The organism is Streptomyces sp. NPDC052396 (assembly GCF_044593195.1).
Classification (GTDB): domain Bacteria; phylum Actinomycetota; class Actinomycetes; order Streptomycetales; family Streptomycetaceae; genus Streptomyces.
This window is the reverse complement of sequence record NZ_JBIUAW010000002.1, coordinates 132,458-151,687: the sequence shown is the minus strand read 5'-3', so window position 1 is coordinate 151,687 and position 19,230 is coordinate 132,458. Positions and strand designations below refer to the sequence as shown.

Annotated in this window: 14 protein-coding genes; 7 read left to right on the top strand and 7 right to left on the bottom strand. The window is 73.7% G+C overall.

What is annotated here, in order from left to right; genetic code table 11:
* Positions 1-5 precede the first annotated feature (5 nt).
* Both ACIHFE_RS05725 and ACIHFE_RS05720 read right to left on the bottom strand, forming a co-directional pair.
* Positions 6-3,323 (bottom strand): ATP-dependent helicase, encoded by a 3,318-nt coding sequence (locus ACIHFE_RS05725; protein ID WP_400104546.1) that lies wholly within the window; start codon positions 3,321-3,323, stop codon positions 6-8.
* Between the two features lie 176 nt (positions 3,324-3,499).
* Positions 3,500-3,919, bottom strand: coding sequence for an MGMT family protein (locus ACIHFE_RS05720; RefSeq protein WP_400105012.1), 420 nt, complete (start codon positions 3,917-3,919; stop codon positions 3,500-3,502).
* A gap of 176 nt (positions 3,920-4,095) precedes the next feature.
* Between ACIHFE_RS05720 and ACIHFE_RS05715 the strand changes: the two genes are divergently transcribed.
* From ACIHFE_RS05715 to ACIHFE_RS05685, 7 genes are read left to right on the top strand one after another with little or no spacing between them, the layout of a single operon-like run.
* The gene (locus ACIHFE_RS05715; protein ID WP_400105011.1) at positions 4,096-6,819 is read left to right on the top strand and encodes a lysylphosphatidylglycerol synthase domain-containing protein; all 2,724 of its coding nucleotides are present in this window, start codon (positions 4,096-4,098) and stop codon (positions 6,817-6,819) included.
* A 44-nt stretch (positions 6,820-6,863) separates the two neighbouring features.
* Positions 6,864-7,271, top strand: coding sequence for a molybdopterin-binding protein (locus ACIHFE_RS05710; protein WP_400104545.1), 408 nt, complete (start codon positions 6,864-6,866; stop codon positions 7,269-7,271).
* Positions 7,272-7,293: 22 nt separating this feature from the next.
* On the top strand, positions 7,294-8,067 hold the full coding sequence (modA, locus tag ACIHFE_RS05705; RefSeq protein WP_400104544.1) for a molybdate ABC transporter substrate-binding protein: 774 nt from the start codon (positions 7,294-7,296) through the stop codon (positions 8,065-8,067).
* Positions 8,064-10,001, top strand: coding sequence for an ABC transporter permease (locus ACIHFE_RS05700; RefSeq protein ID WP_400104543.1), 1,938 nt, complete (start codon positions 8,064-8,066; stop codon positions 9,999-10,001). Before modA ends, ACIHFE_RS05700 begins: the two co-directional genes overlap by 4 nt.
* A gap of 51 nt (positions 10,002-10,052) precedes the next feature.
* Positions 10,053-11,612 (top strand): alpha/beta hydrolase, encoded by a 1,560-nt coding sequence (locus tag ACIHFE_RS05695; RefSeq protein WP_400104542.1) that lies wholly within the window; start codon positions 10,053-10,055, stop codon positions 11,610-11,612.
* Between the two features lie 43 nt (positions 11,613-11,655).
* Positions 11,656-11,859, top strand: a complete 204-nt coding sequence (locus tag ACIHFE_RS05690; RefSeq protein WP_400104541.1) for a hypothetical protein — start codon at positions 11,656-11,658, stop codon at positions 11,857-11,859.
* A gap of 55 nt (positions 11,860-11,914) precedes the next feature.
* A complete protein-coding gene (locus ACIHFE_RS05685; RefSeq protein ID WP_400104540.1) occupies positions 11,915-13,414 on the top strand; it encodes an alpha/beta hydrolase in 1,500 nt (499 codons plus the stop codon).
* 85 nt (positions 13,415-13,499) lie between these two features.
* On the opposite strand, the gene moeZ is transcribed toward ACIHFE_RS05685, so the two are convergent.
* The 5 genes from moeZ to ACIHFE_RS05660 form a co-directional block, all read right to left on the bottom strand.
* A complete protein-coding gene (moeZ, locus tag ACIHFE_RS05680; protein ID WP_400104539.1) occupies positions 13,500-14,678 on the bottom strand; it encodes an adenylyltransferase/sulfurtransferase MoeZ in 1,179 nt (392 codons plus the stop codon).
* Between the two features lie 63 nt (positions 14,679-14,741).
* A complete protein-coding gene (locus ACIHFE_RS05675) occupies positions 14,742-15,503 on the bottom strand; it encodes a spherulation-specific family 4 protein (RefSeq protein ID WP_400104538.1) in 762 nt (253 codons plus the stop codon).
* On the bottom strand, positions 15,491-16,405 hold the full coding sequence (locus ACIHFE_RS05670) for an NAD-dependent epimerase/dehydratase family protein (protein WP_400104537.1): 915 nt from the start codon (positions 16,403-16,405) through the stop codon (positions 15,491-15,493). The genes ACIHFE_RS05675 and ACIHFE_RS05670 overlap by 13 nt, the downstream gene beginning before the upstream one ends.
* Before the next feature lie 137 nt (positions 16,406-16,542).
* Positions 16,543-17,559 carry a hypothetical protein gene (locus ACIHFE_RS05665; protein ID WP_400104536.1) on the bottom strand — a complete coding sequence of 339 codons (1,017 nt, stop codon included), beginning with the start codon at positions 17,557-17,559 and terminating at the stop codon, positions 16,543-16,545.
* A complete protein-coding gene (locus ACIHFE_RS05660) occupies positions 17,556-19,103 on the bottom strand; it encodes a DUF3492 domain-containing protein (protein ID WP_400104535.1) in 1,548 nt (515 codons plus the stop codon). The genes ACIHFE_RS05665 and ACIHFE_RS05660 overlap by 4 nt, the downstream gene beginning before the upstream one ends.
* Between the last annotated feature and the right edge of the window lie 127 nt (positions 19,104-19,230).

Genomic DNA, 19,230 nt, shown 5'->3' with positions numbered 1-19,230 from the left:
CCCGGCTATTCGATCACCTGGCGGCCTTCGGGCCGGGCCGAGCAGGAGGCGCGGAAGGAGCAGTGGCCGCAGTGCGGGCCGCTGCGTGGGGCGAAGCGCTCCTCCAGGACCCGGCCGGCCGCCTCGGCGAGCAGCTCGCCGATCCAGTCGCCGTCCGCCGCCTCGCCGGGCGGCGGCTGGCCCTGGACCTTGGGCAGGGCGTCCCCGCCGTCCTTGCGGGTGGCGCCCTGGCGCAGGTGCACCAGCTCGGCGCCGCCGGCCCGGGGCCGTACCCCGCCGAACGCCTCGTCGGCCGCGCCCTGCTCCAGGGCCAGCTGGTAGACGGCGAGCTGGGGGTGGTGGGCGACTTCGTCCGCGCTGGGCGCGCTGCGGCCGGTCTTGAAGTCGACCACATAGGCGTGGCCCCCGGCGTCCTTCTCCAGCCGGTCCATGGAGCCGCGCACCCGGATCCGGTACCGGCCGGCCTCCAGGGTGACATCGAAGCCGTGCTCGGTGGCGACCACGGTGCGGCCGCGCTCCAGGATGTGCCAGCGCAGGAAGCGTTCCAGGGCGGCGCGGGCGTTCTCCTTCTCCTGCCGGGATTTGAAGGGGGCGTCGAAGGCCAGCGCGTCCCAGACCGTGTCCAGGCGTTCCATCAGCACGGACAGGTCGGCGGGGGTACGGCCGGAGGCCACCTCGTCGGCGAGGACATGCACCACATTGCCGAAGCCCTGGGCGGCGGTGGCCGGGGCGTCCGCCTTCACCTCGCGGCCCAGGAACCACTGGAGGGAGCAGGTGTTGGCCAGCTGGTCGAGGGCGGAGCCGGAGAGGGCCAGCGGCTGTCCGGGGTCGCGCAGCGGGGCGGGGCTGTGCGTGGTCTCGTCCAGGCCCCACCAGCGGTCGGGGTGGGCGGCGGGCACCAGCGGCTGGCCCTCGTCGTCGCGCAGCGCGGCCAGCCGGGCCAGCCGCTGGGCGGCGGCGGCGCGCAGCGCGGCGGAGGCGCCGGGGTCGACGGTGGTGGCGCGCAGCTCGGCGACCAGGGCGGCGACGGCCAGCGGGCGGCGCGGGCGCTGGGTTATGTCGGCCGGCTGGACGCCGAGTTCGGCGAGGAAGCGGGAGGGCTGGTCGCCGTCCTCGGCGGCGGACTTGACGGCGGTGACCACCAGGCGGTCGCGGGCGCGGGTGGCGGCGACATAGAACAGCCGGCGTTCCTCGGCCAGCAGGGCGGCCTGGCTGAGCGGTTCGGTGATGCCGTCGCGGCCTATCCGGTCGGCTTCCAGCAGGGAGCCGCGGCGGCGCAGGTCGGGCCAGAGGCCCTCCTGGACGCCGGCCACCACCACCAGCCGCCATTCCAGGCCCTTGGCGCGGTGCGCGGTCATCAGCCGGACGGCGTCCGGGCGGACGGCGCGGCGGGTGAGGGTGTCGGCGGCGATGTCCTGGGCGTCCAGCTCGTCCAGGAAGTTCAGGGCGCCGGGGCCGCCGGTGTGCTCGTCCGCCCGGGCCGCGGTCTCGAACAGGGCGCACACCGCGTCCAGGTCACGGTCGGCGTTGCGGCCGGCGGCGCCGCCGCGGTGGGCGGAGCGGCGCAGCCGGTCGGGCCAGGGGGTGCCGTTCCACAGCGTCCAGAGGGCGTCCTCGACGGTGCGGCCCCGGGCGAGGAGCTCATGTGCCGTGCGCAGCAGCGCACCCAGGCGGTGGGCGGCCTTGGCGTACGAGGGGTCGTGCGCGACCAAGCGTTCCGGCTCGGCGAGGGCCTCGGCGATCAGGGTGTCGGAGGGGCGGGGGACGGGGTTGCCCGCGGTGCGCTCTTCTTCTCTGAGCGCCCGGCCCAGGCGGCGCAGGTCGGTGCCGTCCATGCCGGCGAGGGGTGAGGTCAGCAGGTCCAGTGCGGCCTCGGGGGTCAGCCGGACCCGTGGGGAGTCCGCCGGCTCGGCCACCACCCGCAGCGCGGTCAGCAGCGGGGCCACCGCGGGCTCGTGCCGCAGCGGGACATCGTCGCCGTCGACCTCCACCGGCACTCCGGCCGAGGTCAGCGCGCGGCGTACGGACGGCAGGGAGCGGGCGCCGGCCCGGACCAGCACCGCCATCTCGCCCCAGGGGACGCCGTCCTCCAGGTGGGCCCGGCGCAGGATGTCGGCGATGTTGTCGGTCTCGGCGCTGGGCGTCGGGTAGGTGTACGCCTCCACTTGGCCGCCCCGGCGGGCGGCGGTCAGCTCGCGGTGGGCGCGGACGGCCGCGGCCGGCAGCCGGGTGAGCGGCATCCGGTGGGTGAGCAGCCGGGTGGCGGCCAGCAGGCCGGCGCCGGAGCGGCGGGCGGTGGTGAGCACCGCGACCGGGGCGGGGGTGCCGTCGGCGCGCGGGAAGGCGTGCGGGAAGTCCAGGATGCCGCCCACGTCGGCGCCCCGGAAGGCATAAATGGACTGGTCGGGGTCGCCAAAGGCGACCAGAGTACGGCCGCCCGTCGCCCGGCCACCACCCCTCATCGACGTGCTTCGCACGGCCCCGCTGTATCCGGCCAGCGCCCGCAGCAGCCGCGCCTGGGCCGCGTCGGTGTCCTGGTACTCGTCCACGAAGACCGCGTCATAGGAGCGGGCCAGCTCCGCCGCCACCTCCGGCCGCTCGGCCAGCAGCACCGCCCGGTGCACCAGCTCGGCGTAGTCGATCACGCCGCGCATATCGAGCACATCCAGGTACTCGGCCAGGAAGCCGGCGGCGGCCGCCCAGTCGGTGCGGCCGTTGCGGGCGGCGAAGGCGCCCAGCGCCCCGGGGTCCAGGCCCAGTTCCCGGCTGCGGGCCAGCACCGCGCGGACCTCGTTGGCGAAGCCCCGGGTGGTCAGGCAGGCGCGCAGCTCCTCCGGCCAGCGCACCCGCTCCCGTCCCTCGCGTTCCAACTCGGCCTGGCCGGCGAGCAGTTCACGGACGGCCACATCCTGCTCGGGGCCGGAGAGCAGCCGCAGCGGGTCGGCGAAGAGATCGGCGTCCCGGTGGGTGCGGACCAGTCCATAGCAATAGGAGTGGAAGGTAGTGGCCTGCGGACCCTGCGCGCCCCCCAGGCGCGCCGCCATCCGGTCGCGCAGTTCCACGGCGGCCTTGCGGCTGAAGGTGAGCACCAGCACCCGTTCCGGGTCGGTGCCCCGCCGGACCCGGTCCACCACCGCTTCCACCAGCGTGGTGGTCTTCCCGGTGCCGGGGCCGGCCAGCACCAGCAGCGGCCCCTGCCGGTGCTCAACCACGGCCCGCTGGGCGGCGTCCAGTTCAGGAGGAGCCACCCGCTCCGGCCTGGTGCGGACGAGCCGGTAGCCACCCGGGGCGGTGGCGGCGGCGAGGGAGAGGGTCGAGCTCACGTGGGTTGCCGGTCCTGATGGGTTCGCGGGGAGAGGTGGTGCCGTCGGTGGGGAAGTCGGAAAGGGAGACCCCCGACGCTACGCCAGGATGCCCCCGGGTCGCAGGGCGTCCCCCGGGTCACCATGGCCCTGCTCCCGCCTCATCCCTTCGGGTGTCGCTGTCCCCCCGGCCCCGCTCAGGTGGCGCGATTCACACCGGGATCGCCCCCATCGGGACCGCCCACGGCGGGCACACCGTCCCAGCGCGCCCGGGCCATCGCCAGCCGCGGCCCCGAGGGGCCCTCGCGCAGCGGTGTGCCCTCCACCCGGTAGTGCTCCAGGGCGCGTGCCTCATGGCCGGGCAGCAGGGCGCCGTCCGCCCGGACCACCCGCCACCAGGGCACCGCGCCGCCATAGAGGGCCATCACCCGGCCCACCTGCCGGGGACCTCCCACCCGTCGCCCACCACCACCCTCCACCGGAAGCCCTTCGGGCTGCTCCTCTTGTGCCAGCCACTCGGCGACATCGCCGTAGGTCATCACCCGGCCCGGCGGGATCTCCTCGGCGACGGCCAGCACCCGTTCCGCGTATTCCGGCAGCGCGTCCATTCCGCCCATCCTGCCCCAGCCCTCGGACATCGGCCCCGGCCCTGTCCGGAGTCCGGTATTCCACAAGATCACCCAGAGTGCGCAGCGGCAATACAGGGCGTACGATCCTTTGGCCGCGCCCCTGAAGTGCACCCTGCTACCCCCGCGCCCGGCCGGGCCATGCCACCATCTTCCGGGCGGTGACGGTGATACGAGAACGAGAAGACCAGGAAGAGTCGGACGAACCACAGGGCGCGCAGCCTCCCCAGGAGGAGCACCGCGCTCCCCAGGGGCTGCCCGGCGACGGAGGAACGGGGGCACACGGCTCGTACCCCTGCGACAACGAGGACGGCGAGATCCACATCGACAAGGTCTCCGGCGACGAGCCCCTGCTTCCGGCCCGCGTCCACCGCCCCGCCGACCTGGTGCGCCTCTTCCTGGGCATCCTGGGCATCGCCCTGGTGCTGGCCCTGGCCGCGTTCGCGCACCAGACCACCACCGGCCTGGCGCAGGACATCCATGAGAGCGCCGGTCATGCGCCGCAGCTGCTGGCCAATCTCGCCGGGCTCACCGCCAATGTGGCGATCTTCATCGTCCCGGTGGCCTTCGCGGTGGAACGGCTGATCAAGCGGGACGGGCTGCGGGTCGCCGACGGCGTGCTGGCCGCGGTGCTCGCCCATGGCGTCTCGCTGGCCACCGACCTCTGGGTGGCCAAGGCCGCCCCCGAGTCCATCCACCAGGCGCTGATCCGGGTCACCCCGGGCGGCGGTGTCACCGACCCGGTGCACGGCTACCTCTCCCCGGTGATCGCCTATATGACGGCGGTGGGCATGTCCCGCCGCCCGCGCTGGCGGATCGCCATGTGGGCGGTGCTGCTGCTGGACGCCTTCGCGGTTCTGGTCAACGGCTACACCACCCCGTTCTCCATCGTGATCACGGTCCTCATCGGCTGGACCGTCGCCTATGGCACCCTCTACGCCGTCGGCTCCCCCAATGTCCGCCCCACCGGCCAGCACCTGCTGGCCGGCCTGCGCCGGGTGGGCTTCAAGCCGGTCACCGCGCTGCGCACCGAGGAGCCCGCCGAGCACGTCCACCACGACCGGGGCCGCCGCTACATCGTCACCCTGGAGGACGGGCCGCCGCTGGATGTCACCGTGGTGGACCGGGAGCAGCAGGCCCAGGGCTTCTTCTACCGCCTCTGGCAGCGTCTGGCGCTGCGCGGCATCATCCAGCGCCGCAACCTGCAGTCGCTGCGCCAGGCGCTGGAGCAGGAGGCCCTGCTGGCCTATGCCGCCATCGCCGCGGGCGCCAACGCCCCCAAGCTGATCGCCACCTCCGAGCTGGGCCCGGACGCGGTGATGCTGGTGTACGAGCATGTGGCCGGCCGCACCCTGGACACCATCCCGGACCAGGAGATCACCGACGAGCTGATGGCCAGCGCCTGGCACCAGGTACGGGCCCTGCAGTCCCGCCGGATCGCCCACCGCCGGCTGGACGGCGACGCCCTGCTGGTGGATCGTTCCGGCAATGTGGTCCTCACCGACCTGCGCGGCGGCGAGATCGCCGCCGGTGACCTGGTGCTGCGCATGGACGTGTCACAGCTGCTGGTCACCCTGGCGCTGCGGGTGGGCCCGGAGCGTGCGGTGGCCACCGCGGTGAATGTGCTGGGCCCGGACGCCGTCGCCAACAGCCTGCCGCTGCTCCAGCCGCTGGCGCTCAGCCGGGTCAGCCGGGCGGCGCTGCGCAAGCTGGCCCGGGAACGGGCCGAGCGGGAGCGCGAGACGGTGCTGGCCAACGCCCGGGCGGCCAAGGAGGCCAAGGAGGCGGCGCGCGCCCCGGAGACCGACCGCAAGACCCTCAAGGCGGCCGAGAAGGCCGAGCGCCAGGCCGAGAAGAAGGCCGTGGACGAGGCCCTGGAGGAGGCCCGCGAGGAGGACCCGCTGGTCAAGATCCGCCAGCAGGTGCTGCTGATCCGTCCGCAGGCCCCGATAGAGCCGGTGCGGCTGGAGCGGATCAAGCCCCGGACCCTGATCAGCTTTGTGGCCGGTGCCTTCGCCGCCTACTTCCTGCTCACCCAGCTCACCCACATCCAGTTCGGCAAGCTGGTGGACCAGGCCAACTGGATCTGGGTGGCGGTGGCGGTGGCCTTCCAGGTCCTGACCTATGTCGCGGCCGCGATGAGCCTGCTGGGCTTCGTCCCGGAGAAGGTGGGCTTCGGCCGCACCGTGCTGGCCCAGGTGGCGGGCTCCTTCGTCAAGGTGGTGGCTCCGGCCGCGGTGGGCGGCGTGGCGCTCAACACCCGCTTCCTGCAACGGGCGGGTGTACGGCCCGGGCTGGCGGTGGCCAGTGTGGGCGCCTCCCAGCTCTTCGGCCTGGCCTGCCACATCATGCTGCTGCTGTCCTTCGGCTATGTCACCGGCACCGAGCGCAGCTCCTCGCTGGGCCCCTCCCGCACCGTGATCGGCGGTCTGCTGACCGCGGCGGTCCTGGTGCTGGTGGTGGCGGCCATCCCGGTGCTGCGCAAGTTTGTCTCCACCCGGGTGCGTTCGCTGTTCGCCGGGGTGGTGCCGCGCATGCTGGATGTGCTCCAGCGCCCCCAGAAGCTGCTCTCCGGCATCGGCGGCATGCTGCTGCTGACAGCGGCCAATGTGATGTGCCTGGACGCCGCCATCCGTGCCTTCGGCGGCGGACTGAGCTATGCCAGCACCGCGGTGGTCTTCCTGACCGCCAACGCCCTGGGCTCGGCCGCGCCCACGCCGGGCGGGGTGGGCGCGGTGGAGTTCGCCATGACCGGTGCCCTGACCTTCGCCGGGCTGCCCGCCGAGCATGCCGCGCCCGCGGTGCTGCTGTTCCGTCTGATGACGCTATGGCTGCCGGTGCTGCCCGGCTGGATCTCCTTCACCCATCTCACCCGCAAGGGAGCGATCTAGGATCGCCTTGCAGATGCGAGCCCAACGCCCCTAACGTGCCGCATATGCGGTCCTACACCATTGGCCGGGCAGCGCGGCTGCTCGGCGTCAGCCCCGACACCGTGCGCCGCTGGGCGGACGCCGGACGGATCCCCACCGAACGGGACGAGTCCGGCAAGCGCACCATTCAGGGCCCCGATCTGGCCACCTTCTCGGTGGCCCTGGCGGCCGACGCGGCGGACGGCGGCGAGCAGGAGTCCCACACCTCCGCCCGTAACGCCTTCCCCGGCATCATCACCGCCGTCAAGCTCGGCGATGTCGCTGCCCAGGTGGAGATCCAGGCCGGCCCGCACCGGCTGGTCTCGCTGCTGACCCGTGAGGCGGTGGAGGAACTCGGGCTGGCCGTCGGCATGGAGGCCGTCGCCCGGGTCAAGGCCACCAATGTGCACATCGACCGCGCCGACCGCGCCTGACCCGCAATCCCTGGAGCCCTCCATGCGCCGCAAGTCCGCCGCTGCCGTCGTGGCCGCCGCCCTGCTGATCCCCCTGGCCGCCTGCTCCTCGTCCAAGGACGAGGGGAAGGGCGAGGGGAAGGACAGCGGGAAGACCACACTCACCGTGCTGGCCGCCGCCTCCCTGACCGACGTCTTCAAGCAGGAAGGCGCCGCCTACGAGAAGGCACACCCCGGCACCACCGTGAAGTTCTCCTTCGCCGGCTCCCAGGAACTGGCCGCGCAGGTGCGCCAGGGAGCACCGGCCGACGCGCTGGTCACCGCGGACACCAAGACCATGGACGGGCTGCGCTCGGACACCGGCACCCCCGCCCTGATCGCCAGGAACCGGCTGGTCATCGCCACCGCCAAGGGCAATCCCAAGGGTGTGAAGGACCTGTCCGGCCTGGCTGACAGCAAACTCAAGGTGGTGCTCGCCGCCCCCCAGGTGCCGGTGGGCCGCTACAGCAAGCAGGTGCTGGACCGGCAGCACATCACGGCGCATCCGGTCTCCCAGGAGCCCAGCGTGCGCGCGGTGTTGAGCAAGGTCTCGATGGGCGAGGCGGACGCGGGGATCGTCTATGTCACCGATGCGGCGGCGGCCAAGGGGAAGGTGGCCACGGTCGACATTCCGGACGCACAGAACGCGGTGGCCTCCTATCCGGCCGCGGCCCTGAAGTCCTCGCGGCATGCCGACGCGGCGGCCGACTTCGTCAAGTGGCTTGCCTCCCCCGACGCCCAGAAGCTGCTGCACGCGGCCGGTTTCCAACAGCCGTGAGGCGCACGCCCCTTGCCCTGACCCTGCCCGCCGGGCTGGCGGTGCTCTTCCTGCTGCTGCCGCTGAGCGGGGTGCTGGCCCGCACTCCCTGGAGCACCCTGCCGTCCCGGCTGGGCTCCACCGAGGTGCGCTCGGCGCTGACACTCTCCCTGACGGTGTCCGGCTGGGCCCTGCTGCTGAGCCTGTGCCTGGGGGTGCCGCTGGCCTGGCTGCTGGCCCGAACGGACTTCCCCGGCAAGGCATGGGTGCGCTGCCTGGTGATGCTGCCGATGGTGCTGCCCCCCACGGTGGCCGGAGTGGCGCTGCTCCAGGGGTACGGGCGGCGCGGGATCGCCGGCGGCTGGCTGGCCTCCCTCGGCATCACCCTGCCGTTCTCCACCGCGGGGGCGGTGGTGGCGGCCACGTTTGTCGCCATGCCCTTCCTGGTGGTGAGCCTGGAGGGGGCGCTGGCCGGGCTGGACGTCCGCCATGAGGAGGCGGCGGCGTCCCTGGGCGCGGCGCCGCTGCGGGTGTTCGCCACGGTGACCCTGCCGATGGTCGCGCCCGGGCTGGTCGCCGGGGCGGCGCTGTGCTGGGCGCGGGCGCTGGGCGAGTTCGGGGCGACGATCACCTTCGCGGGCAACCTTCCTGAGGTCACCCAGACCTTGCCGCTCCAGGTGTACCTGCTGTTGCAGGACGATCCGGCGGGGGCGACGGCGGTCTCCTTGCTGCTGCTGGTGATCGCCTCGGGGGTGCTGGTCTCGCTACGGGGCCGCTGGCTGGGTGCGGCGGCCGCCGACGGCGCTCAGCCCCCGCAGGCGACCTCGGCCGGCCCCGCGCCGGGTCAGGGGTGGTGCGGGTGGGATGCCTCACGCGCCGAAGGCGCGTGCCCCGAGACGGCGCCGCACCCGGCACCGGCGGATCCCCTCCAGGCCACCCTCACCGGCGCCGTCAACGCCACCCTCGACATCCCGGCCGGCACCACCGTCGCCCTCGTCGGCCCCAACGGCGCCGGAAAAACCACCCTGTTGCGAGCGCTGCTCGGCATAACCCAACGCGCCACCGCAACCCACCTGCGCCTGGGAGAGACGGACCCCACAACCCCCGCCCACCGGCGCCGCATCGCCTGGGTCCCCCAGGACGGCGCCCTCTTCCCCCACCTCACCGCCCTCGCCAACACCGCCTACGGCCTGCGCGCCCAGGGCGTCCCCCGGGCCGAGGCACGCCGCCAAGCCCAGCAATGGCTGGACCGGCTCGGCATCGGCGACCTGGCGCACCGCAGGCCAAAGGCGCTCAGCGGCGGCCAGGCCCAGCGCGTGGCCCTGGCCCGCGCCCTGGCCGCACGCCCCCGGCTGCTGCTGCTGGACGAGCCGCTGGCGGCTCTGGACCAGTCCACCCGGGCCCGCGTCCGGCACACCCTGCGCACCCACCTGGCCGGTTTCCCCGGGGTCTGCCTGCTGGTCACCCATGACCCGGTGGAGGCCCTGTCACTGGCCGACCGGGTGCTGGTGCTGGAGGATGGACACACCGTCCAGGACGCGACCCCCGCCGAGCTCGGCCATCGTCCGCGCACCCCCTGGACGGCCCGGATGCTGGGTCGCAACGCCCTGACGGGCAAGGTGACTTCGGACCGTACCCTGCTGCTCGACGACGGAACCGAGATCACCGCCGCGGACCCGCTGCCCCCCGGCACCGACACCGCGCTCGCCGTGATCGCCCCCGAAGCGGTCACCCTGCACACCACCGCCCCGGAGCCCGCCGCCACTCGCAATGTCTGGCCGGGCACCGTTCGGGAACTCACCGCCCAGGGCGGCCGGCTACAGGCACTGATCAGCGGCCCGCCGCAGCTGACCGCCGAGCTCTCCCCGGCCATGGCCGCCGGGCTGGCCCTGGCCGAGGGCACCCGGGTGTGGTCCAGCATCGAGGCCGCACAGGTCACACTCGTAGCACGGTGACCTCACCCGTACGCCGCACAGCACGCGCGCCCTCCCCCCGCCGCCCGGAGCATGGACCATGTCCCCGCCGCCGAGCCCAGGGAGCGTGCCGTGTCCCGTCTCATACGCTCCTGCTGGCTGCTGACCCTGGCGCTGGCCCTGTCCGGCTGCACCGCCGACTCCGCCGAACCCACGGCCGCCGCGACCAAGTCCACGGCCACCGGCGCCACCGGGCCCCATCTGGACTGGGGCTCCTGCCCGGCCCCCGACGTCAGCGAGGGCGCCCCGGCCAAGAAGCCGGGCAACGACTGGGAGTGCGCCACCCTGCACGCCCCGCTGGACTACGCCAAGCCGCATGGCGACACCGTAGGCATCGCCCTGATCCGCGCCAGGGCCACCGACCAGGCCCACCGCATCGGCTCCCTGGTCTTCAACTTCGGCGGCCCCGGCGGCTCCGGGGTCACCACACTCCCGGCCTTCGCCGACGACTACAAGTCCCTGCGCGCCCGCTACGACCTGGTCAGCTTCGACCCGCGCGGCGTCGGCCGCAGCAATGGCATCAAGTGCCTGGACGACAAGGAACTGGACGCCTACTACGCGGCCGGGTCGACCCCCACCAGCCCCGAGGACCAACAGGCCCTGGTGGACAGGGTGCAGAAGTACGCGGAGGGCTGCCATGAGCGTTCCCACAAGGTCCTGCCCTATGTGGGCACCGCCAATGCCGCCCGCGACATGGACCTGATACGCGAGGCGCTGGGCGACGACAAGCTGCACTACTTCGGGGTCTCCTACGGCACCGAACTGGGCGGCGTCTACGCCCACTTGTTCCCGCAACGGGTCGGCCGGGCCCTGTTCGACGCGGTGGTGGACCCCACCACCGACCCGGTCCAGGGCGCCCTGGGCCAGACCCGGGGCTTCCAGCTGGCGCTCGACAACTACCTCGCCGACTGCCCCCACCAGCACGACAACTGCCCCACCCAGCAGCAGATCACCGGCCTGCTGGACCGGCTGGCCAAGCAGCCCATTGCCGGAGCCGACGGCCGCCGGCTGACCCAGTCGCTGGCCACCAGCGGCATAGCCCAGTCCCTGTACTCCAAGGACTTCTGGGACTACCTCACCGAGGGCGTCGAGGACGCGGAGAACGGCGACGGGCGGGTGCTGCTGGCGCTGGGCGACGCCATGAACGGCCGTAGCCAGGACGGGCACTACAGCTCGCTCCAGGCCTCACTGACCGCCATCACCTGTGCCGACTACGCCCAGCGCTACTCCGCCCAGCAAATCTCCACCCTGCTCCCGGAGTTCCGCAGGACCTCCCCGGTCTTCGGCGATTTCATGGCCTGGGGGCTGACCCAGTGCACCGGCTGGCCGGTCAAGGGCGAGTGGCAGACCCCGGACGTCAGCGCCAAGGGCTCGGCACCGATCCTGGTGGTGGGCAACACCGGTGACCCGGCGACCCCTTACGAGGGAGCGCGGAAGATGGTCCAGGCGCTGGGCCCGGGCGTCGCCACCGAGATGACATACCGGGGCCAGGGTCATGGCGCCTATGACAGCGGCAATGCGTGTGTCAAGGACGCGGTGGACACCTATCTCCTGAACGGTACGGTTCCGGGGCACGACAAGGTGTGCTCATAGGACGCATAGTCCTATAGGAACCGGATCAGTTGGGAGGGGGCATATGCCGCACCGCGCCTCGCGCGACGGACACCGGGGGCAGCTGGCCACCGGCGCCCTGGCCGTCGCCGCACTGCTGGCCACCCTGGTGGCACTCTGGCAGACGCAGTCCGGGCCGATGGTTCACCCACCACATGGGCCCAGCCCCAGCCCCACGCCGCCCAGCCAGCCCCCACCGGACCCGCGCTCGCTGTCCTCCGGGCTCTGACGCGCTCCCAACCGCCCCCTGCTGCGCGCCCCCCGCCGTTCCGTAGAGTCGGGACATGCGCCCCACCCGCACCCTGCCCGCGCTCACGCTCACGCTCGCCCTGGCCGCCGCCGGGTGCGGTGGCGGCACCCCGGCGAGCGGAGACCGCACCGACGACCGGCCCCCGGCGCTCGGCTGGAAGCCCTGCGGCGCCCCCACCGCCGCCCAGGGCGGCGGCCGGGCACCCGGCCCGGACTGGCAGTGCGGCACCCTGCGCGCACCGCTGGACCACACCAAGCCGCACGGCGACACCATCGGCATCGCCCTGATCCGCGCCAGGGCCACCGACCAGGCCCACCGCATCGGCTCCCTGGTCTTCAACTTCGGCGGCCCCGGCGGCTCCGGAGTGGCCGCCCTCCCCCAGTTCGCCCCCGGGTACCGCGCCCTGCGCGCCCGCTATGACCTGGTCAGCTTTGACCCGCGCGGCGTCGGCGAGAGCGCCGGCGTCAAGTGCCTGGACGACAAGGCGCTGGACGCGGCGGCCCAGACCGACACCACCCCGGAGAACGACACCGAACTGCGCCGCACCCAGGCCCAGAACGCCGCCTACGCGGCGGCCTGCTCCCACAACTCCGGGCGGCTGCTGGGCCAGGTCGACACCACCAGCGCGGCCCGCGACATGGAACTGCTGCGCCAGGCGCTGGGCGACGACAAGCTGCACTACTTCGGCATCTCCTATGGCACCGAACTCGGCGGCGTCTACGCCCACTTGTACCCCGGGAAGGTCGGCCGGGCGGTGCTGGACGCGGTGGTGGACCCCACCCAGGACCCGGTGGAGGCCTCCCTGGGCCAGGCCAAGGGCTTCCAACTCGCCCTGGCGGACTACCTCAAGGCCTGCACCGACGGCTGCCCCACCCAGGCCGGCATCACCGACCTGCTGTCCCGGGTGCACCGGAACCCGCTGCCCACCGAGCAGAACGGGCGCGTCCTGACCCGGGACGAGGCGGTCAACGGCATCGCCGCCGCGCTCTACTCCAAGGACACCTGGCGGTATCTGAGCCTGGGCCTGCGCGAGGCGATGACCAAGGGCACCGGCAGCGTCCTGCTGTCCCTCTCCGACTCCCTGGCCGGCCGCTCACCGGACGGCCACTACAGCAACCTCCAGGCCGCCAACCGCGCCATCAGCTGCCTGGACGCCCAGCAGCGCTACTCGGCCGACCAGGTACGCGCCCAACTGCCCCGGTTCCAGGACGCGTCGGCGACATTCGGCGAGCCGGCGGCCTGGTCCCTGCTGGACTGCACGGGCTGGCCGGTGCCCGGCAAGTGGCGCACCCCTCAGGTGAGCGCACCGGGCGCGGCCCCCGTGCTGGTCGTCGGCAACACCGGTGATCCGGCGACCCCTTACGAGGGCGCCGGACGAATGGCCCGGCAACTGGGCCGGGACGTGGGCGTCCTGGCCACCTACCGGGGCGAGGGGCACGGCGCGTACAACTCCGGAAACCCGTGTATGACCGGCCTGGTCAACCACTACCTGCTGGACGGCACCGTGCCGAAGGCCGGGGCGACCTGCTCATAGGTTTCCGGTGCGGGCCGTCCGTGGCTGGTCGCCCCCACGCGGCGGAGCCGCAAACAGCCGCTGCCCCGCGCCCCTTACGGGGCCCCTAGTACACCGGCTTGTCGGGCTCGATCTGATTCACCCAGCCAATGACGCCACCACCGACATGCACCGCATCCGAGAAGCCCGCCGACTTCAGCACCGCCAGCACTTCCGCGGACCGGACACCGGTCTTGCAGTGCAGGACGATCCGCTTGTCCTGCGGCAGATCCTGCAACGCGTTGCCCATCAGGAACTCGTTCTTGGGCACCAGCCGGGCCCCGGGGATCGAGACGATCTCGAACTCGTTCGGCTCCCGGACATCGATGATCTCAATGGGATCGCCCTCGTCGATCCACTCCTTGAGCTGCTTGGGAGTGATCGTCGAGCCGGCCGCCGCCTGCTGCGCCTCCTCGCTCACCACCCCGCAGAACGCCTCGTAGTCGATCAGTTCGGTGACCGTGGGGTTGGCGCCGCACACCGCGCAGTCCGGGTCCTTGCGGACCTTGACCTGGCGGTAGGTCATCTCCAGGGCGTCATAGATCATCAGCCGGCCGACCAGCGGCTCACCGATGCCCGCCAGCAGCTTGATGGCCTCATTGACCTGGATGGAGCCGATGGAGGCGCAGAGCACGCCCAGCACACCGCCCTCGGCGCAGGACGGCACCATGCCCGGCGGCGGGGGCTCCGGGTACAGGCAGCGGTAGCAGGGGCCGTGCTCGCTCCAGAACACCGAGGCCTGGCCGTCGAAGCGGTAGATGGAGCCCCAGACATAGGGCTTGTTCAGCAGCACACAGGCGTCGTTGACCAGGTAGCGGGTGGCGAAGTTGTCGGTGCCGTCCACGATCAGGTCGTACTGGGCGAAGATCTCCATCACGTTCTCCGCCTCCAGGCGCTCCTGGTGGAGAACGACGTTCACATACGGGTTGATGCCCAGCACCGAATCCCGCGCGGACTCCGCCTTGGAACGGCCGATGTCCGACTGCGAGTGGATGATCTGGCGCTGCAGGTTGGACTCGTCGACCTCGTCGAACTCGACGATGCCCAGGGTGCCGACACCGGCCGCGGCCAGGTACATCAGAGCGGGCGAACCGAGGCCACCAGCGCCCACACAGAGCACCTTGGCGTTCTTCAGCCGCTTCTGCCCGTCCATCCCCACATCGGGGATGATCAGGTGGCGGGAGTACCGGCGGACCTCGTCGACGGTGAGCCCATCGGCGGGCTCGACCAGGGGTGGCAGCGACACGGGGACTCCGATGGTCGGTATGTCAGTACGGTCGTTCTTTCCGTAACACTGCCACGCCCCGTCTCATTCCGAGACACCAGGTCCGATGCGCGAGACAAGATCGTCCCAGTAGCCGGGCACCGCCTCCCAGGGGCTGATCCCGTCCCGGTCGGTGCGGTCGGTGAGGTAGACGGTGCCCGCCCGCTGGGCGCGGGCCAGGGACAGGGCCTCCGCCAGCCGGTCGCCCGGCACCGAGTGCACCAGATGGCAGAACCGGCCGGGCGGATGCTCCCCGGCCCACCGGGGTGCCTGGCAGTGGCGGTAGCGGGACCAGGGGCCGGTGAAGGTCACCAACTGGTCGGCCAGCGCGGCGTATCCGGGCTCCGGGTACCTGCCGTGCACCAGCACCAGCCGGGCGCCGACCAGCAGGGTGCGCAGCGCCCCGGCCAGCCGCCGCACCTCGGGCAGCGCCTCGGCGTCCATCGGGCAGCGGCCCACCGCGAAGCCCTCCACCCGGTACCAGTTGAGGTACCGCTGGGCGTCGGAGATCAGCTCCCCGAAGGGGCGGGCGCCGAAGGCGAAGTCCAGATGCCCCAGCACCCGCACTCCGGCCGCCCGCAGTGGCAGCACCACCGCCGACCAGTAGGGGTCCGGCCGGCAGCCGGGCCCGGCCGAACTGCCGCCCACCACCACCCAGTCCAGCGGCACCCGGGGTCTGGCCAGCCGGGACCACTCGGCCGGGGCCAGCAGTGGATGGCCGAAGCCGGGCACCCCCAGCCGCAGCGGGTCGCGGTGCCCCGGCCCCCTGGCCGCCGGACGGCCCCGGCCCGAGGTCAGATACGGCACGCGGCCTCCATCCAGATGTCGGCCAGCGACTCCTCCAGGCCGATCCTCGGCCGCCAGCCCAGCCGGTCCCGGGCGGTGCGCACATCCGCCTGCTGCCAGGCGCCGCAGCCGTCCGGGTAGGGGTAGGCGGGGGCCGAGCCCAGGTGCGGGTCGTCCAGTTCGTGCAGCGCGCCCCCGAAGCCGGCCACCCGGGCCAGCAGGGAGGCCGCCTCGCGCAGCTTCACCGCCCGGCCGGTACCGATGTTGACCGCGCCCTGGGCGGCGGACAGCGAGGCCGCGTGCACCGCCCGGGCCACGTCCCGGACGTCCACGAAGTCGCGCTGCACCCCCAGGCCGGTGAGCTTGAGCTCGCTGTCGCCGTTCTGCATGGCCCGCCGCATCGCCTCGGCCAGCCGCCCCAGCGGGGAGCCCGCCGGGGTGCCCGGGCCGACCGGGGAGAACACCCGCAGCACAATGGCGTCCAGCCCGGAGCCCAGCACCAGTTCGGTGGCGGCCAGCTTGCTCACCCCGTAGGGGCCGCCGGGGCGCGGCACCGCGTCCTCGGCGGTGGAGGAGCCGGGCTGGGAGGGGCCGTACTCCGAGGAGCAGCCGATCTGCACCAGCCGGGCCCCGCACCCGCTGCGCCGCATGGCCTCGCAGACCGTGGCCACCGCCACCGTGTTGTGCCGGGCCAGGTCCCGGGCCCCGCCCCGGGTGGCGCCCGCGCAGTTGATCACCACTCCGGGGTGGACGGCGTTGAGGAACCGGGTCAGCGCGCCGGGGCTGCCGCTGGCCAGGTCGAAGCGGACATCGGCGTCATCGCCCCGGCCGAGGGCGGTGAGCTGGACGGCGGGGTCGGCGAGCAGCCGGTCGGCCACAAAGCGGCCGAGGTAGCCATTGGCACCGAGCAACAGGACCCTCATCGCTGGCGCCCTCGCTCTCGCCCGGTGCCGCTCTGCGGGTGACTCCGGGGGTGACTCCGGAAGTAACTCTTGGAATGGACGGTCATCTCTGGTGCTCCTTAAGGCGGTTGCGGTGCGGCGATGCGCTGGGAGGGACGTCAGCACACGGTGCCGATTGCGGATGCGGGGTCCCCGCGCCCATGGGCCGAGGCCCGGGTCAGCGCGGGAAGGGCGTGGGCCAGCAGGGCGAGCGCCGGCACGGCGCAGGCCGCCAGTGGCAGCGCGGCGGGCCCGAAGGCCCGGGTGGTCTCGTCCACCGGCCAGGCCAGCGCCCCGCAGCCGGGCAGCCGGGCGGCCAGCAGCACGCCCAGCGGCAGTGCCTCGGCCAGCGCGGCCGCGCCGGTGGCGGCCACGGCGGTCCGGGCCAGCCCGTGCCCGGCCAGCAGCCGGGCCAGGAAGAGCAGCCCGCCGAGCGCCGCCACCGCCGCGTAGACCGGCGCCGGCGAGGCCGGGTGGCCGGCCGGCAGCGCGGACCGGGCGGACCACAGGAAGGCCAGCAGGATCCCGGTGAACACCGCCAGCGCCACCAGCAGCACCGGCCGCAGCCGGGCCCCGACCTCGGCCAGCGACCGGCTGCCGGCCAGCACCGCGCGGGCGGTGGCGGTGAACCAGTGCGCACACCAGGCGGCCGGGGCCACCACACAGGCCAGGGCCAGGGCGGTGGGCGCGGCGGCCGCGGCCAGGCCGTACGGGCCCGGGTGGTGTCCGCGGTGCAGCAGGGCCACCAGCACCCGGTCACCGATCAGTCCGTAGCCCACCAGCCAGAGCCAGGCCAGGGTGCCCCGCGCACCCCAGCCGCTGCGCCCCGGCCGCACCGAGCAGCCCTCGGGCGGCCCGGGCGGCGGGTCCAACGGCCTTGCCGGCGCGGCCGGTTGGACCCCTTCGGCGCGGGCGTGCAGCTCCTCGGCCAGGGAGAACACATCGCGGTGCCGGTACTCGGCGGCCACCCGGTCGGTGACGCCGCGCACCTCCAGACCGGCGGCGATCTCCAGCGGGTCGACCGCGCCCGCGCACAGCTCCTGATGGCGGTGGAGCAGGGCCTTCACCGGGTCGGTGGCTATGCCGGCGGCCTCATGGGCCGCCGGGCCCGGGCGGGCGGTTACCGAAGGGCTCACCGGCGGCCCGCCCAGGTGGGAGAGGCGGCCCTGGGCGACCAGGACAGCGTGGCGCGGGGGCGGGCGGCCTCGGCGAAGGGGACGGCCTGCCCGGGGTTGTCCTGCCGGACCGGCGCTCTGGAGAGGATCTCCAGATAGAGGGCGCCGAAGGCGGCGATGTTCTGCTCCACGGTGAACAGTTCCAGCGCCCGGGCCCGGGCGGCGGCGCCCAGGCGGGCCCGGCGCCCGGGGTCGCGCAGCAGGGCCAGACAGGCTTCGGCGAGCGCGGCCGGGTCGCCCGGCGGCACCAACAGGCCGGTGCCGCCCACCACTTCACGTACCACCGCGGCATCCGGCGCCACCACCGCGCGGCCGCAGAACATGGCCTCGGCCAGCGGCACCGGGAAGCCGTCCGGGGCGCCGGCCAGCACCACCACGCCGGCCGCCGCGTAGTCCTCCGGTCCGCAGCCGTCGGCCCGGGTGACCCCGTCCCGCTCCGGCGGCGGATCCTCCGCCGGGCCGGCCAGCCGCAGCCGCAGCCCGGGTTCGGCCTCCCGCAGGGCGGCGAACGCCTCCCAGAGACAGGGCTCGGCGGGTCCGCCCACGCCCAGCAGGGTCAGCCCGTCGTCGGCCGCCCCGGCCGACCCCCCGGCCGTCCCCTCGCCGACCGCCTCATAGAGCCCGGCGTCCATGCCGGGCGGCACGGTGCGCAGCCGGCCCCGGTCCGCGCCGCACCGCTCCTGCCAGCGTCTGACCTGGGCGTCCCCCGGGGTGATCAGGGCGGCCTGGGCGTAGACCTCGGTGGTCAGCGCCCGGTGGAAGGCGGACAGCAGGGCGCGCACCGCGGGAGAGGGGCCGGGCGGTGCGGCCAGGTAGTAGTCGCGAAGATGGACCCGGTACTCGGTGACCAGCAGCGGAGTACCGAAGAAGCGTTTGGCCAGCAGTCCCGCCAGGGCGGCCGGACCGGCCGAGGCGGCATGGCACAGATCCACCCGGGCCAGCCCCAGATCACCGTCGGCCGTCCCGTACCAGTCCTGGGACAGCGGCCGCAGGGCGCGTTCCAGCAGGCCGGAGACGACCAGCAGATCGGCCACCCGGGTGTCCAGGGCGGCGGGATGCGCCCCCGGGGCGCGGCAGGCCGTCTCCAGGATGCGCAGCGCCTGTTCGGAGCGGAGCCCGGCGGCCAGCCCGCCCTCCTCACGGGCCAGCGCGGCCAGCCCGTAGAGCCCCTCGGCGAAACGGTACGCCTCCGAGTCCGGTGCCGTCAGGGCGGCGGCCAGCCCGGTGAAGTGCTCGGCGAACCGCTGCCGTTCCCGCCGACCGTAGCTGCCATGGGCCCGCCCGGCCCGGCCCGGTCCGGGATCGCCCCACAGCGGGGCCGCCCGTACCCGGCGGACATTGCCGGGCAGCGCGTACCAGCCGCTGTCCTCCTGACGGGCGGTACGGCTCAGCGCGTAGACCTCGAACTCATGACGGGGCAGCCCGCGCACCAGCCGGTCGCACCACTCCCCGCCCTCACCTGCCGCATACGGGTAACCACCCTCGGTCAGCAGTCCCACACGCACGAGCGCAACACCCCCGAATCTCCTCCGACACACACCGACGTACGGCAGCCGGAAGCACGCTAGGGGCGCTGCCCGGTGGCGCGGCGGACGGTTGTCCGTCGCGCCACCGGAAGGGGTGAACGGGCGT

What these genes read in the sequence shown, in the direction of transcription:
- modA (WP_400104544.1), top strand. Translation starts at nt 7,294, where the DNA reads ATGCGCCGCAAGTCCGCCGCTGCCGTCGTGGCCGCCGCCCTGCTGATC.
- ACIHFE_RS05695 (WP_400104542.1), top strand. Translation starts at nt 10,053, where the DNA reads ATGGACCATGTCCCCGCCGCCGAGCCCAGGGAGCGTGCCGTGTCCCGT.
- ACIHFE_RS05685 (WP_400104540.1), top strand. Translation starts at nt 11,915, where the DNA reads ATGCGCCCCACCCGCACCCTGCCCGCGCTCACGCTCACGCTCGCCCTG.
- ACIHFE_RS05670 (WP_400104537.1), bottom strand. Translation starts at nt 16,405, where the DNA reads ATGAGGGTCCTGTTGCTCGGTGCCAATGGCTACCTCGGCCGCTTTGTG.
- ACIHFE_RS05690 (WP_400104541.1), top strand. Translation starts at nt 11,656, where the DNA reads ATGCCGCACCGCGCCTCGCGCGACGGACACCGGGGGCAGCTGGCCACC.
- ACIHFE_RS05710 (WP_400104545.1), top strand. Translation starts at nt 6,864, where the DNA reads ATGCGGTCCTACACCATTGGCCGGGCAGCGCGGCTGCTCGGCGTCAGC.
- ACIHFE_RS05720 (WP_400105012.1), bottom strand. Translation starts at nt 3,919, where the DNA reads ATGGGCGGAATGGACGCGCTGCCGGAATACGCGGAACGGGTGCTGGCC.